13 protein-coding genes are annotated in these 14,298 nt (G+C 72.1%); 5 read left to right on the top strand and 8 right to left on the bottom strand.

Annotated elements, in window-relative coordinates; all coding sequences use genetic code 11:
• The first annotated feature begins 222 nt into the window (after positions 1 to 222).
• Both ACWGI6_RS27015 and ACWGI6_RS27010 read left to right on the top strand, forming a co-directional pair.
• The gene (locus ACWGI6_RS27015) at positions 223 to 1,251 is read left to right on the top strand and encodes an ATP-binding cassette domain-containing protein (protein WP_453269904.1); all 1,029 of its coding nucleotides are present in this window, start codon (positions 223 to 225) and stop codon (positions 1,249 to 1,251) included.
• Positions 1,248 to 2,078, top strand: coding sequence for an ABC transporter permease (locus ACWGI6_RS27010; protein WP_453269903.1), 831 nt, complete (start codon positions 1,248 to 1,250; stop codon positions 2,076 to 2,078). Before ACWGI6_RS27015 ends, ACWGI6_RS27010 begins: the two co-directional genes overlap by 4 nt.
• Positions 2,079 to 2,130: 52 nt before the next feature.
• Here the strand turns inward: ACWGI6_RS27010 and ACWGI6_RS27005 are convergent, their stop codons facing one another.
• Positions 2,131 to 5,709 (bottom strand): AfsR/SARP family transcriptional regulator, encoded by a 3,579-nt coding sequence (locus ACWGI6_RS27005; protein WP_453269902.1) that lies wholly within the window; start codon positions 5,707 to 5,709, stop codon positions 2,131 to 2,133.
• Between the two features lie 156 nt (positions 5,710 to 5,865).
• On the opposite strand from ACWGI6_RS27005, the gene ACWGI6_RS27000 reads away from it, so the two are divergent.
• Complete coding sequence (locus ACWGI6_RS27000; RefSeq protein WP_453269901.1) at positions 5,866 to 6,672, top strand: site-2 protease family protein; 807 nt, start codon at positions 5,866 to 5,868, stop codon at positions 6,670 to 6,672.
• A 10-nt stretch (positions 6,673 to 6,682) separates the two neighbouring features.
• Here the strand turns inward: ACWGI6_RS27000 and ACWGI6_RS26995 are convergent, their stop codons facing one another.
• The 7 genes from ACWGI6_RS26995 to ACWGI6_RS26965 all read right to left on the bottom strand — a co-directional run bounded on the left by ACWGI6_RS26995 (position 6,683) and on the right by ACWGI6_RS26965 (position 12,241).
• Positions 6,683 to 6,892, bottom strand: coding sequence for a hypothetical protein (locus tag ACWGI6_RS26995; RefSeq protein ID WP_393908157.1), 210 nt, complete (start codon positions 6,890 to 6,892; stop codon positions 6,683 to 6,685).
• Between the two features lie 101 nt (positions 6,893 to 6,993).
• On the bottom strand, positions 6,994 to 7,728 hold the full coding sequence (gene npdG / locus ACWGI6_RS26990; protein ID WP_453269900.1) for an NADPH-dependent F420 reductase: 735 nt from the start codon (positions 7,726 to 7,728) through the stop codon (positions 6,994 to 6,996).
• A 102-nt stretch (positions 7,729 to 7,830) separates the two neighbouring features.
• A complete protein-coding gene (locus ACWGI6_RS26985; protein WP_393908155.1) occupies positions 7,831 to 8,676 on the bottom strand; it encodes a carbohydrate ABC transporter permease in 846 nt (281 codons plus the stop codon).
• On the bottom strand, positions 8,673 to 9,644 hold the full coding sequence (locus ACWGI6_RS26980) for a carbohydrate ABC transporter permease (RefSeq protein ID WP_453269911.1): 972 nt from the start codon (positions 9,642 to 9,644) through the stop codon (positions 8,673 to 8,675). The genes ACWGI6_RS26985 and ACWGI6_RS26980 overlap by 4 nt, the downstream gene beginning before the upstream one ends.
• An 11-nt stretch (positions 9,645 to 9,655) precedes the next feature.
• Entirely contained in the window at positions 9,656 to 10,990 is a 1,335-nt protein-coding gene (locus ACWGI6_RS26975) for an ABC transporter substrate-binding protein (RefSeq protein WP_453269899.1), read from the bottom strand.
• Positions 10,987 to 11,265 carry a hypothetical protein gene (locus tag ACWGI6_RS26970; protein WP_453269898.1) on the bottom strand — a complete coding sequence of 93 codons (279 nt, stop codon included), beginning with the start codon at positions 11,263 to 11,265 and terminating at the stop codon, positions 10,987 to 10,989. The genes ACWGI6_RS26975 and ACWGI6_RS26970 overlap by 4 nt, the downstream gene beginning before the upstream one ends.
• 292 nt (positions 11,266 to 11,557) lie before the next feature.
• Complete coding sequence (locus ACWGI6_RS26965; RefSeq protein WP_393908151.1) at positions 11,558 to 12,241, bottom strand: FadR/GntR family transcriptional regulator; 684 nt, start codon at positions 12,239 to 12,241, stop codon at positions 11,558 to 11,560.
• A 162-nt stretch (positions 12,242 to 12,403) separates the two neighbouring features.
• Here ACWGI6_RS26965 and ACWGI6_RS26960 point away from each other — a divergent pair, with 162 nt between their 5' ends.
• Entirely contained in the window at positions 12,404 to 13,363 is a 960-nt protein-coding gene (locus tag ACWGI6_RS26960; RefSeq protein ID WP_453269910.1) for a dihydrodipicolinate synthase family protein, read from the top strand.
• A gap of 143 nt (positions 13,364 to 13,506) precedes the next feature.
• Positions 13,507 to 14,136: a hypothetical protein gene (locus ACWGI6_RS26955; RefSeq protein WP_453269897.1), complete on the top strand. Its 630-nt coding sequence runs from the start codon at positions 13,507 to 13,509 to the stop codon at positions 14,134 to 14,136.
• Positions 14,137 to 14,298 lie beyond the last annotated feature (162 nt).

Below are 14,298 nucleotides of genomic sequence, written 5' to 3'. Positions count from 1 at the left end.
GGGTGGGTGTCCGGACGTAAAGCGAAGCAGTCCGGACACCCACCCGCGCAGGCCCGTCACCGCACCCCGACAGCCCCGCGCAGCGGACCCCGCCCGCCGCCAGGCGCAACGGCGAGACGAACCACGGCGGGAAAGCCGACAACGTGGGACGCAAGGCAAAGCGCAGCGCCATGTCGGCGACCTGTCGGTGCGTTGTCGGTGGCGGCTGGCACCTTAGGGGTCATGACGCGACAGACGATAACCACCAAGGGCGGCAACGCCGTGGAGGTGCGCGGTCTGGTCAAGCACTTCGGCGCGGTCAAGGCCGTCGACGGGGTGGACCTGGACGTGAAGGAAGGCACCGTGCTCGGCGTGCTCGGCCCCAATGGCGCCGGCAAGACGACCCTCGTACGGTGCCTGTCCACCCTCCTCGTGCCGGACGCCGGCAGCGCCGTCGTGGCCGGCTTCGACGTGGTGCGCCAGCCCCGCGCGCTGCGCCGCACCATCGGCCTGACCGGGCAGTACGCCTCGGTCGACGAAAAGCTCTCCGGCTGGGAGAACCTCTACATGATCGGGCGGCTGCTCGATCTGCCCCGCAGGGACGCCCGCCGCCGCGCGGACGAGATGCTGGAGCGGTTCTCGCTGACCGAGGCCGCCAAGCGGCCCGCGGCGAAGTACTCCGGCGGTATGCGCCGCCGGCTCGACCTGGCCGCCTCGATGATCGGCCAACCGGCGGTCCTCTACCTGGACGAGCCGACCACCGGCCTCGACCCCCGCACCCGTAACGAGGTGTGGCAGGAGGTCCAGCGGATGGTGCGCGAGGGCGCCACGGTGCTGCTGACCACTCAGTACATGGAAGAGGCCGAGCAGTTGGCCGACGAGCTGACGGTCATCGACCGCGGCCGGGTGATCGCCGAGGGGCAGGTCGACGAGCTCAAGGCCAAGGTCGGCGGGCGGACGCTGCAGATCCGGCCGTCGGAACCCGGCGACCTGGACCGGATGGCGGGCGCCATCGCCCGAGCCGGTCTGGACGGCATCGCGGGTGCCACCGCTGACCACGACGGGGGTGTGGTCAACGTACCGATCATCAGCGATGAGCAGCTGACCGCGGTGATCGATGTGCTCGGCCGGGAGGGCATCTCGCTCGCCGGGATCAGCACCCATCTGCCCAGCCTGGACGAGGTGTTCCTGGCCATCACCGGCCAGAAGACCTCCGAGGCCGAGGCATCCGAGGACGACAGGGACCAGCAGTACGCGGGGGTATCAGCATGAGTGCGGCGACGTTGACGGCGCCACGGGTGAAGGCCGGCGCCGACGAAGGCCGGATCGGTGTCCGCGCCAATCTGCGGCACATCGGCGCGCTGGTACGGCGCAACGCCCTGCAGATCAAGCAGGACCCGGAGTCGATGTTCGACGCCCTGCTGATGCCGGTCATCTTCATCCTGCTGTTCACCTACGTCTTCGGCGGCGCCATCGCCGGCAAGGGCCATCAGCACGCCTACGTCCAGCATCTGGTGCCCGGCATGATGGCGATGATGGGCATGAACATCGCCATGGCGGTGGGCACGGGCGTCAACGAGGACTTCCGCAAGGGCGTCATGGACCGCTTCCGGACCATGCCGATAGCCCGCTCCTCGGTCCTGATCGCCAAGATCGTCGTCGAGATCGGCCGGATGCTGATCGCCACCGCGATCCTGCTCGGCATGGGCTTCCTGCTGGGCCTGGAGATCAAGGGGAGCATGATCGCCTTCTTCGCCGCGATCGCGCTGTCCACGGTCTTCGGCGCCGCCCTGATGTGGATCTTCATCCTGCTGGGACTCTCCATGAAGACCCCGCAGGCGGTCCAGGGCGTGGCGATGCTGGTGCTGATGCCGCTGCAGTTCGGCTCGTCGATCTTCACGCCGACCACGAAGATGCCCGGCTGGCTGAAGGGCTTCACCGAGGTCAACCCGCTCTCCAACCTGGCGGACGCGGCCCGCGCCCTGATCAACGGCCAGGGGGCGGTGGCCCATCCGGTGCTGATCACCCTCTGCTGGGCGGTCGCCATCACGGCCGTCACCATGCCGCTCGCGGTGGCGAAGTTCCGCAAGAAGACCTGACGTGCGTCCCGCAGGGGGCTTCCCTGCGGGACGGCCTTTCGCCCGGCTCGCGTCAGATGAGGGCGGCGGCTTCTCCGAGGGAGAGGCCGCCGCCTTCGGCGTACGCGTGCGCATAGGCCGCATCACCCAGCAGCGCCCGCGCGGACGCCTCGGTACGGGCCCGGTTGTCGCGGATGATCCGCGGCGGGACATGGCTGGTGGCCCGCAGCGCGTCGTAGGCCCCCACCAGGCGCGCCGCGTCCCGCCCCGCCGGCTCGCCGCGCAGCGTCATCAACACCCGGGCGCCGGTGAGGAGTTGCACCACCGGAAGGTCCGGCGCGACCATCTGCGTCAGGGAGCCCTGCATACTGTCCATGGCCGTCCGGAACCTGGTCAGCAGCCCCTCGTCGTGGTGCCCCTCGTCCAGATCCAGTGCGATCAGCGACGCCTCCAGCATTCCGGCGAACAGGTCGGGGGCGCGCGGGATGAAGATCTCGCGCACCGCGTGCAGTTCCTCCCGCGCCTCCTGGAGATGTCCCTTCATCGTCAGCCACATCGCGAGGCTCAGCCGCGCGAACGGCTCGGTGTCCCGGCCGCTGTTGCCCTTCGCGGCCTCGGCCAGCACCTCGCGCAGCATCCGCTCACCGGTCTCCTCCTGACCGTCCTCGATCAGCACGGCACCCAGCCGGCAGCGCAGCAGCAGGGTCTGGCCGTGCGCCCCCAGGTTCTCGGCGTGCACCATCGCCGCCCGGTAGTCGCGCGCCGCGAGCGCGTACGCGCCCCGCTTCTCATGCGTTTCGCCGCGCCCCGACAGCGCCTCGGCCGCGCCCCAGGCGTCGCCGAGCCGGAGGAAGATGCGCAGCGCCTCGTCGGCATCGCGGGCCGCCTGGGCCAGCCCGTGGGGACGTTCGTTGAGGATCTTCGAGCGGAGCTGCAGGATGTAGGCCAGCTCCCACTCGTAGCCGAAGTCGCGGCAGGCCTGCACCGCGCTGTCGACGAGCTCCGCCAGGTCGTCGAACCGCCCGGTGAGCAGCACCGCGTAGTACCACAGCGCGCCGGGTACCTTGCAGGTCTGCGGCATGCCGGTGCGGTAGACGGTGAGCATCCCGGCCAGCTCCTGCTGCATCGCCGTGTCCTGCATCACCTCGATATCGCTGTCCATGCCGGCGAGCGCGACCAGCCGGACCTCGCGGCGAGCCTCCAGCAGTTGCTCGGGAGCCATCGGCGGTGGGGTGTCGATGGGGCTCTCGTGCAGGTCGGGGGCCGGTTCGGCGGCCGGGCCGAAGGGGTCGGGGCCGAGCGCGCCGGCCGCCGTCGCCCAGTGGCGGGCGTCGCTGCGGTGGTCGCGCAGCGACCAGAACCACTGCAGGGACAACACCAGGCACAGCGCCTCGTGCTCGTCGCGCGCGGCCAGGGCGCGGCGCAGCGCGGTGCGCAGATTGTCGTGCTCCAGCTCCAGCCGCTCCATGCCGGAGCGCTGCCCGGGGCCACGCAGCAACGGGTCGGTGGTACGGGCCAGTTCGCGGTAGGCGACGAGGTGACGGCGCTCGGCACCGCCCCGCTCCCCCGCCTCGTCCAGTCGCTCGCCGGCGTACTCCCCCACCGTCTCCAGCAGCCGGTAGCGCATCTGTCCCCCGGTGCCCACACCGTCTCCACCGGAGCGGCCGACGCCGCGCTCCTGGCCGACCGGCGCCGCCACCACCAGCGACTTGTCGATCAGCGAGCCGAGCAGCCCGGCCACCTCGCGCCCGTCGACGCCGTCGCCCGCGCACACCTCTTCGGCGGCGGTCAGATCGCAGCCGCCGGCGAAGACGGACAGCCGGCGCAGCACCGCCCGCTCGGGCTCGTCGGTCAGCTCCCAGGACCAGTCCACGACCGCGCGCAGCGTCTGCTGCCGGGGCAGTACGGTCCGGCTGCCGCTGGTCAGCAGCCGGAAACGGTCGTCGAGCCGGTCGGCGAGCTGCCGCGGCGAGAGCAACCGCAGCCGGGCCGCGGCGAGTTCGATGGCGAGCGGCAGACCGTCCAGCCGACGGCAGATCTCGGTGCAGGCCGCTGTGGTCTCCTCGTCGGCGTCGACGCGGAAGCCGGGCAGGGCGGCTGCCCCGCGGTCGGCGAGCAGCCGCAGCGCGACGGGGTCGGGCAGCGGCTCGACCGGCCGGAGCACCTCGCCCGGTACGGCCAGCGGCTCCCGGCTGGTGGCCAGCACCGTCACACCGGGGCAGTCGGCCAGCAGCCGCTCGGCGAGCTCGGCGGCGGCGCCGATCACATGCTCACAGTTGTCGAGGACGAGCAGCATCCGGCGCCCCGCGCAGTGCTCGGCGAGCCGGCCGAGCGGGTCCAGCGCGGTCGGATCGGAGGCGGCCCGCAGCCCCTCGGCGGTGGTGCCGCGGACGACGGTCTCGCGGGCGCCGAGCGCGGTCAGCACCGCCTCGGGCACCGTCTGCGGATCGTCCACCGGTGCCAGCTCGGCCAGCCATACGCCCTGCGGCCAGGCGTCCGGCAGCGCGGCCGCTGCGGTCTCCGCGCCCTCCTGCGACAGCCGGGTCTTGCCGGCGCCACCGGGGCCCAGCAGGGTCACCAGCCGGTACTCGGCCAGATCGGCGCGGATCGCCGCCAGCTCGGCGTCCCGCCCGACGAAGGAGGTGAGCCGGGCACGGAGGTTGCCGGGGCGGGGGTGGGGCGGGGTCAGGAAGGGGACGGGGACGGCGGTGGAGGCGGCGGCGCCGGGGCGGTGCGCGGTGCCGGGGGCCTGGGGCGTTCCGGTGCCGGAGGGGGCCCCGGCGCGGTACGTGGTCCCCGTGTCGTACGACGTGCCGGTGCCGCCGTATGCGGCAGGGGCGATGGCCGCGGCTCCGGGCGCCGGGTGCGTAGGCGTCGGGTGGGTATGCGCCGGGTGCGGGGGCGGCGGGCCCGGCTCCGGCCGGAGCAGTTCCGCGTGCAGGGTGCGCAGTTCGGGGCCCGGGTCGGCGCCGAGGCGGTCGGCGAGGCCGGTGCGTATCTCCTCGTAGGCCGCCAGCGCCTCCGCCGTGCGGCCCGCTGCGCGCAGCGCACGCAGCCGCAGGGCCTGGAGGGGCTCGTCCAGCGGATGGTCCTGGCACAGCGCGAGGAGGGTGGGCAGCGCCCGGTCGGCCCGGCCGAGGGCGAGGTCGGCGGCGAGGCGGGTGCGCTGGGCGTCCATCCGGCGGCTTTCGGCGCGGGCCGCCTCGACTCCCGCGTCCGGAAGATCGGCGAGGGCCGGGCCGCGCCAGAGCGCCAGGGCATCGTCGAGCAGGGCGGCGGCGCCGGACGCGTCCGCGGCGGTGAGCGCCCGGCCGCCCTCCGCCGCGAGCCGTTCGAAGCGGTGCAGATCGACGGCGTCGGCGTCGGCGCAGAGCCGGTAGCCGCCGTCGACCGAGGCGACCGCGGCATGCCCCAGGGCACGACGCAGCCGGCCGACCAGCGCCTGCAGCGCACCGGCCGCGTCGACGGGCGGGTCCAGGCCCCAGATGTCGGCGATCAGCACGTCCGGGGACAGTGCCCGGCCGGGGCGCAGCGCGAGGGCCGCGAGCAGCGCGCGCAGGCGTGGCCCGCCGAGCGCGACGGGGGTGCCGTCGGCCCGGTCGGCCTGGGTGGTGCCGAGAATTCCGTAGCGCACCGGCCCATTGTCGTTCAAGCCGGAACTCCCCAGGCACCGAGCGTCGTTTTCGGGGCATCGGGTCCTGGGCAGGGGGTCCGTGAACGAGCCCGTCGGCACACCACCGTGCGCCGGCCGCCGTGACGCGGTTACGGTCATGGCTGCCCCTCACCAGACACCCGGGAGCCCCGCACGATGACCACTGCAATCCGCCGCGCCGATCGCCGCATCAGCCCGGTCTTCCTCGTGCTCGTCGCCGTCATGGCGGTGTCGGGATGGGCCGTGTGGAGCGAAGCGCTCGCGGCGCACACCGGCTTCGCGGTGTTCTTGTTCGTGGTGTCCGGCTGGGTGGTCTCGCTGTGCATGCACGAGTACGCACACGCCCGGACCGCGCTGCACAGCGGCGATATCTCGGTGGAGGCCAAGGGCTATCTGACGCTGAACCCGCTGAAGTACACCCATGCGCTGCTCAGCATCGTGCTGCCGGTGATCTTCGTGATCATGGGCGGGATCGGGCTGCCGGGCGGCGCGGTGTTCATCGAGCGGGGCCGGATCCAGGGGCGCTGGCGGCACAGCCTGATCTCGGCGGCCGGGCCGCTGACCAACATCGTGTTCGCGGCGGTGTGCACGGCGCCGTTCTGGCTGCACGGGCTGGCCGGTGTGCCCGCTCCGTTCCGTTTTGCCCTGGCATTCCTGGCGCTGCTGCAGGTGACCGCCGCGATCCTGAATTTCGTGCCGGTGCCGGGCCTGGACGGCTACGGGGTGATCGAGCCGTGGCTGCCGCACAAGCTGCGGCGGCAGGTCGAGCCGTTCGCGCCGTTCGGACTGCTGGCGGTCTTCGGACTGCTGTGGCTCCCGGAGGTCAACCAGGTGTTCTTCGAGCTGGTGAACACGATCCTGCGCGGCCTCGGCGTCTCCTCGCTCGACACCTACCTCGGCCAGGAGTTCTTCCGGTTCTGGCAGGGTGAGCCGCAGCTGACGCAGAGCGGCGGTCTCTTCTGAGGGGCCGGGCTCAGCCGGCCTGCTGCGCCCGCTGAAGCTTCGCCTTGCGCAGGTAGAACCACGCCATGTTGCTGGAGATGCCCGCCAGCAGGATCCAGACGATGCCGACGAAGCTGCCCGCGGCGAACGCGACCACGGCCGCGGCGACGGAGAGGACACACACGGCGAGGGCCATGAGAGCGAGTCGGCGGGCCGGGCCGGACGGGGGCAAGAGGGGCATGGGAGCGGCTCCTGTCGAGAGTGGTGCGGTCCTCCCCAGTGTCCCCCATGCCCCGTGTGCACCGGTCGGCGGTCCATCGGCCGCCGCCCCCGGTGTACGGCTCAGACGTCGGTGAGGCGCAGCCCCGCGTGCGCCTTGTAGCGCCGGTTGACCGAGATCAGATTGGCGACCAGCGACTCGACCTGGTGGGCGTTGCGCAGCCGGCCGGCGAAGACGCCGCGCATACCCGGGATACGGGCGGCCAGCGCCTGCACCAGGTCGGTGTCGGCACGGGACTCGCCGAGCACCATCACATCGGTGTCGATCTGCTCGGTCTCCGGGTCCTGCAGCAGCACCGCGGACAGATGGTGGAAGGCGGCGGTGACCCGGGACTCGGGCAGCAGGGCCGCGGCCTGCTCGGCGGCGCTGCCCTCCTCCGGCTTGAGCGCGAAGGCGCCCTTCTTGTCGAAGCCGAGCGGGTTGACGCAGTCGATGACGAGCTTGCCGGCCAGCTCCTCGCGGAGCGCCTGCAGGGTCTTGGCGTGGCCCTCCCACGGCACGGCGACGATCACGACATCGCTGCGCCGGGCGCATTCGGCGTTCTCCACGCCCTCGATGTCCAGGCCGAGTTCGTCGGCGGCGGTCTGTGCGCGTTCGGCGGCCCGGGAGCCGATGATCACCTTCTGGCCGACCCGGGCGAGCCGGTAGGCCAGGCCGCGGCCCTGGTCGCCGGTGCCGCCGAGGACACCGACCACCAGGCCGGAGACGTCCGGGAGGTCCCAGGGGTCGCGCTTGAGGGCGGCCTTTGCGCGGGTCGCGGCGTTCGGGGAGAACCGGCCATCGTCAGGAGTAGTCATGACAGCGATCCTGTCACGCGTCGACGGGGGAGCGGGCCGGCCCTCGGCAGCGAACCGGTCAGGCCGTCACGGACAAACCGGTCATCCCGTCACCGCCGCCCGTCACGCCTTGACGCTGCCCTCGGTCAGGCCCGTGCGCCAGTACCGCTGGAGCACCGTCATCAGCACCATCAGCGGCACGACGGACAGAAAGGCCCCGCCCACCGTGTACTGGTAGAGCACCGGTTGGCGGTCGGCGTAGCCGGTCCAGGAGGTCAGGCCCAGCTGGATCGGGTAGAGGTCGGAGTCCGAGAGCATCACCAGCGGCAGGAAGTAGTTGTTCCAGATGTGCACGAACTGGAACAGGAAGACGGTCACCAGTGCCGGGGTCATCAGCCGCAGCCCGAGCCCGCCGAAGATCCTGGCCTCGCCCGCGCCGTCGATCCGGGCCGCCTCCAGGAGCGAGTCGGGGACCGCGGCGGCCGCGTAGATCCGGCACAGATAGACGCCGAACGGGCTGACCACGCTGGGGATCAGCACCGCCCAGTAGGTGTTGGACAGTCCCATCGAGCTGAAGAGGAAGTAGAGCGGCAGGGCCAGCGCGGTGCCGGGGATCAGCACCCCGGCGAGCACCACGTTGAAGACCGCCTCCCGGCCGCGGAACGGGAATTTGGCCAGCGCATAGCCGGCCGCGGCGGACAGCAGGGTGGCGCAGAGCGCGCCGATCCCGGCGTAGCAGAGGGAGTTGGCGAACCAGCGGGCGTAGATGCCGTGGTCGTAGGTCAGCACATCGGTGAGGTAGTCGACCGGATGCGGGTCGGAGAACCAGAAGCCGAAGGTGCCGAAGAGGTCGGCGCTGTTCTTGGTGGCGGAGACCACCAGCCAGTAGACGGGCACCAGGAAGTAGATCGCGGCGAGGGTGAGCAGCGAGGCGGTGATGATCCGGTAGCGGACCGGGGGCCGGTTCATCCGCGCTCCTCGGCGCGCCCGCCGACCAGCCGCAGAAAGCCGAAGGACAGCACGCACGCCACCAGCGCGAGCAGTACCGCCTCGGCCGCCGCCACATGCTGGTTGTTGCCGACGAACGCCTCGCTGTAGGCGTGCAGGTTGGGGGTGAAGCCGGAGTCGATGGAGGACGCCAGCGGGCGCAGCACCATGGGTTCGGCGAACAGCTGGAGCGTGCCGATGATGCTGAAGACGGTGGTGAGCACGAGCGCCGGGCGGATCAGCGGGATCTTGATGTGCCGGGCGATCTGCCAGGCGCTCGCCCCGTCGATCCGTGCCGCCTCGTACAACTCCCCCGGTACGGCCTTGAGCTGCGCGATCAGTACCAGCATGTTGTAGCCGGTGAACTGCCAGGTGACGATGTTGGCGATGGACCACAGGACGGTGCCGCGGGAGAGGAAGTCGACGTCCCAGCCCACGGAGTCGGCGATCTTCACCAGCGGGCTGATGCCGGGCACGTACAGGAACCCCCACAGGATCGAGGCGATCACTCCGGGCACGCCGTACGGCAGGAAGAAGGCGCTGCGGAAGAAGGTGATCCCGCGGGCGCTCGCGCTCTCCAGCAGCAGCGCGAGGGCGGTGGCCAGCACGATCATCAGCGGGATCTGGACGGCGCCGAAGAGCAGCACCCGGCCGAAGCCGGTCAGGAACCGGTCGTCGGCGAGCGCATGGGCGTAGTTGGCCAGGCCGGCGAAGGCCTCGTGTTCCCGGCCGCCGAGGCCGAGCGGGCCGGTGCGTTCGGTCTTCTGCAGGCTCTGGTAGAGGGCGTAGCCGATCGGGGCGATGAAGCAGAGGCCGAAGAGGGCGAGGAACGGCAGGACGAACCCGGCGGCGGCGCGGGCGTTGCGGGCCTCTGTACGGGAGGCTCGGCGCGGGCGGCCGCCGGTGTCCTTGCGTGTCCGCTTCCGGGTGTCCGGCTCCGGACGGCTCAGCGTGTCCCGGCTCACCCGCCGCTCTCCACCTTCAGGCCCTTGCCCTTGAGGTCGGCGAGGGTCTGGCCCTGCACTTTCGTCAGGACGGAGCGGAAGGAGCTGCCGTCCGCGAGCGCATCGGTGAAGGCGTCGCCGAGCCGCTGGTAGAGGGTGTCCACGCCGGGGCCCCACTGCCAGCTGGTGTCCACGTGTGCCCCGGCAGCCGCGAAGATCTTGCTGTACGCCTGGCCGCCGAAGAAGTCCTTGGCGACATCGAGATCGGCGGTGGCATAGCCCTTCTTGGCGCTGGGGAAGCCATAGCCGCCGTCGATCAGCAGCGCGATCGACTCGGGGGCGGTGTTCAGCCAGACGGCGAAATCCAGGGCGTCCTTGGGATACTTCGCCTTGGCGAAGACGGCGGTGGTCGAGCCGCCCCAGTTGGCGAAGACCTGCTCGCCCGCCTTCCACTGCGGCAGCGGCGCGGCCCGCCACTTCCCCTTGGTGCCCGGCGCATTGCCGACCAGCAGGGCATCGCCCCAACTGGCGCCCACCCAGGCCGGGATGGCGCCGGTCTGCAGATCCTTGTACCAGGCGTTCTGCCGGTCCGGGATGGTCTTGACGAGCTTCTGCCGGACGAGGGATTCCCAGTAGTCGGCGACCCTGCGGGTGGGTTCGTCGTCGATGTGCACGATCCAGGTGTCGCCGTGCGTCCCGTACCACTTGGCGCCGGCCTGCCAGGCGAGGCCGGAGAAGCGGTTGCCGTTGGTGGGGGCGAAGGTCTCGATCCAGGCGCCCTTCTTGCGGACGGCCTTGGCGGCGGCCTCGTACTCGTCCCAGGTCCGCGGGGTCTGCACGCCCCACTTGTCGAAGAGGTCCTGGCGGAGGAACAGGCCCATGGGGCCGGAGGCCTGGGGGATGGCGTAGATGCCCTTGCCGAAGACGGACTGCTGCCACTGCCAGCCGAAGAACATGTTCTTGTGGCGGGCGGCGCCGAGCGGGGCGAGGTCGAGCAGCCCGTCGTCGAGCAGAAAGCTGGGGATGACGGGGAACTCGATCTGGCCCAGGTCGGGCGGGTTGCCGGCCTTGACGGCCGCGTGCATCTTCGCGTACTGCTCGCCGTTGACGGCCGACACCTTCTCGACCTTGACCTGCACATCGGGATTCTTGCGGTTCCACAGGTCGACGGGCTTGTCGATGCCGGGCACCCAGGACCAGAAGGTCAGCTGGATCTGCTGCCCCTTCTTGCGCTCCCGGGGCGCGTTGCCGTCGCCGTCCCCGCTGTCGCCGCAGCCGGCGAGTGCCAAACCGGCGGCGAAGGCGGCCGCCCCGCCCAGGACCGTTCTGCGGTGCATGGGGCTGTTGGTCATGTCGGCTCCTCCACGGGGATGCGGCGGAAGGTGATCGTCGAGTACGCGCTGAAGCCGCCCGTCGCGTGGAGCGGTCCGGCGCTCCCGTGCTCGGGGTGCGGGAGGCCGGAGCAGGGGGCCGGGAGCCCGGGGACGGTGGGCGCACTCCCCCGGGCCGGGGCGACGTCGCGGGCGGTGCGCGGGGGTATCGGGGCGCGGGCGGACGGGCGCGCGGGTCCGGGGCCGGTGTTCCCCTCGGTCCCGGCCCGGTACGGCACGGAGCTCTCGTACGCCATGGGTCACCCCCAACGGGCAAGGACGTAGGATGTCCCTTGTCCTGCGGTGACCATAGGGAGTGCCCAACGGACCGTCAAGACACTGCACATGGCGCTTTTCCCGGCCGGCAAAGGCACCGTCGACACCGGGTGAAATTCCGGTGTACGGGGGCGATATCGCCCACAACGGTGCCCTTACGTTGCCTCATCAGGCGCCCTGCGGCGCACCGTCGGATGCGTTGCGGACACCCCCGGCGCATCGAGGGCGCACGGCCGGGCGCGTTGCCGACGGGCAGCTGACGCTCTTCCGTCGCTACTCGGTCAGCCGGCGCCGGATGCCGTCGAAGTGCCGGTGTATCGCCTCCACGGCGCGGTCGCCGTCGCCCGCCTCCAACGCCTCGACGATCTCCTGGTGCTGGCGATGCGTCACGTCCGGGTCCGGACCGTCGTCGGAGAGGTCCTCACGCACCCGGCGCAGCGCCGCCCAGAACGCGTCCAGCACCTCGCTCAGCAGGTGGTTGCCCATCGAGCGGTACAGGGCGAGATGGAAGGCCCGGTCGGTGGCGCTCTGCACCTGCCCGCCCCGCGCCTCCTCCGCCATCCGCTGCACCAGCCCCTTGAGGACGGCGAGGTCCTCGGCGGGCAGATTGCGGGCGACGGTGCCGATCAGGCCCGCCTCCAGCGCCTCGCGGACCTCCATCAGCTCGTACAGGCTCGACTCGCCCTGATGGTGGCGGACCGCGGCGCGGAAGGCGACGCCCTCGACGAACGGCTCCAGGGTGAGCGGGCCGACGTAGGTGCCGAAGCCGTGCCGGATCTCCACGATGCGCATCGCCTGCAGCGCCTTGAGCGCCTCGCGCACCGAGTTGCGGCTGACGTCGAGCAGACCGACCAGCTCGGCCTCGGTGGGCAGCGGATCGCCCGGCGTCAGTCCGCGCTGCAGGATCAACTGCTTGATCTGCGCCTGCACATCCTCGGCCATCGTCCCTCGCGCCATCGAAACTCCCTCTCCCGCTCCGCGTCTGCCATGCCGCCGGCCCGTTCGCCACCCGCCCCGCGGGGGCAGCGGATCCTTGACCGACCGCCTGTGAACAGGTCTATTGTGCTCGACATAGGACATCCCATGTCCTATGTCGGACTCGGAGCCCCCGGAGCCCCCATGGCACTGCCCGCACCCCTGCACGGCGTCATCCCGCCGGTCTGCACCCCGCTCGACCCGCGCGGCGAGATCGACACCGCCTCGCTGACCCGCCTGGTGGACCACCTCATCGACGGCGGGGTGCACGGACTGTTCGCCCTCGGCTCCACCAGTGAGGTCGCCTACCTCACCGACGCCCAGCGCGGCACCGCGCTGGAAACCGTCCTCAAGGCCGCGGACGGCAGGGTCCCGGTGCTCGCCGGGGTCATCGACACCACCACCCCCCGAGTCCTCGACCACGCCCGGACCGCCGCCGCGCTCGGCGCCGACGCCCTGGTCGCCACCGCGCCCTTCTACACCCGCACCCATCCCCGGGAGATCGCCGCACACTTCCGCCACCTCCGCACGGCCGTGGACCTCCCGCTGTTCGCCTACGACATCCCCGTCGCCGTACACAGCAAGCTGCCGCCGTCGCTGGTGCGGGAGCTGGCCGAGGACGGCACGCTCGCCGGGCTCAAGGACAGCAGCGGCGACGAGGGCTCGCTGCGCCGTCTGCTCGTCGAGCTCGGCGGCCGCACCGCCCGGCGCACCGGTCCCGCCCCCGGCTTCTCGGTCCTCACCGGCTCCGAACTGACCGTGGATGCGGCCCTGTTGGCGGGTGCCGACGGCGTCGTCCCCGGCATCGGCAATGTCGACCCGGCGGCCTACGTCCGCCTCCACGAGGCCGCCCGGGCCGGCGACTGGGAGCGGGCGGCCGCCGAACAGGAGCGTCTGGTCACCCTGTTCTCCATGGTCGACGTCGGCCCCGAGCCCGAGATGGGCCGCAGCTCCTCCGCACTGGGCGCGTTCAAGGCGGCGCTCCATCTGCTCGGCGTGATCGACCGGGGTGCCACCGCCTTTCCGCAGCGCCCGCTGAGCGAAGAGGCCGTGGCAGAGGTAGGACGTCGGCTCACCGCCGCCGGCCTGAAGCCCGTCCGCTGAGACCCCACGGCGCGGCGACGGGCCGGGCGGGACTGTGCGGACACGCCCTGGCCCCTCCCGCCTCCTCCGCCCCAAATCCCGTACGGGTGACACCCGTTGAAAGAGCAACCGAACGGCACCGTACTGCGGCAGGATCCCGGGCCATGGATGCCGTACGGGTCGCCCTGCTGCGCGAGGTTCTTGCCGGGACCGAGTGGATTCAGGCCACCCGCCGTTTCGCGGGGTCGCTGCGCAGTGCCGTCGCCCCGCACGGCGGCGGGCTGCTGCTGGTGGGCAGCGCCGCCTACGAGCCCTGGCATCTGGCCGCCCATCTCGACGACGAGGCCGCCTGGTCGGGCCTGCCCGAGCTGTCGCCGACTCTGGTGCGCCATCGCGTCCCCGGTGGGGCGCCGGCCCATCTGGCGGTGGGGCTCGGCCGGTTGGCGGCGTCGGGGCGCGGCGAGACGCTGCTGGTCGTGACGCCGGGGCAGCCGGGCGCCGGGTTGCTGGAGCGGGTGCACGACGCCCGCCGCAACGGCGCGACGGTGCTCGCCCTCGACGGCGGCGACCGCGATCTGCACGCCCTGGCCCATGACGCACTCGCCGCACCCCCGGCCCCGCCCGACGGCACGGACGGGGCACCGGCGGACCTCGACCTCGACACGGTCCAGCATCTGGTGAGCGCGGCGGCCGGCGAGAACAGCCTGCCCGCGCCCCACAGGCACCGCCGCTTCCGTGACCGGCTGGCCCGCCTCGCGGACGGGCTGACCGCCCCGCCGCCGCCTCGCTGGTAACCCTCCGGGCCGGGCCCGCCGGCCGGGCAAAACCCTTTGCGTCACGCGGCGTCCCTGCGCACGATGGTGCACCGTGACCTCGGACAGCACCCCGCTTTCACCCCCTTCACCCGCCTCCTCCCCCTCCTCCCCTCCACCGCCTGAACGCCCTGCCCGCCGGCG

The organism is Streptomyces sp. NPDC054786, from assembly GCF_053611685.1.
This window is presented reverse-complemented; position numbering and strand designations above follow the sequence as displayed.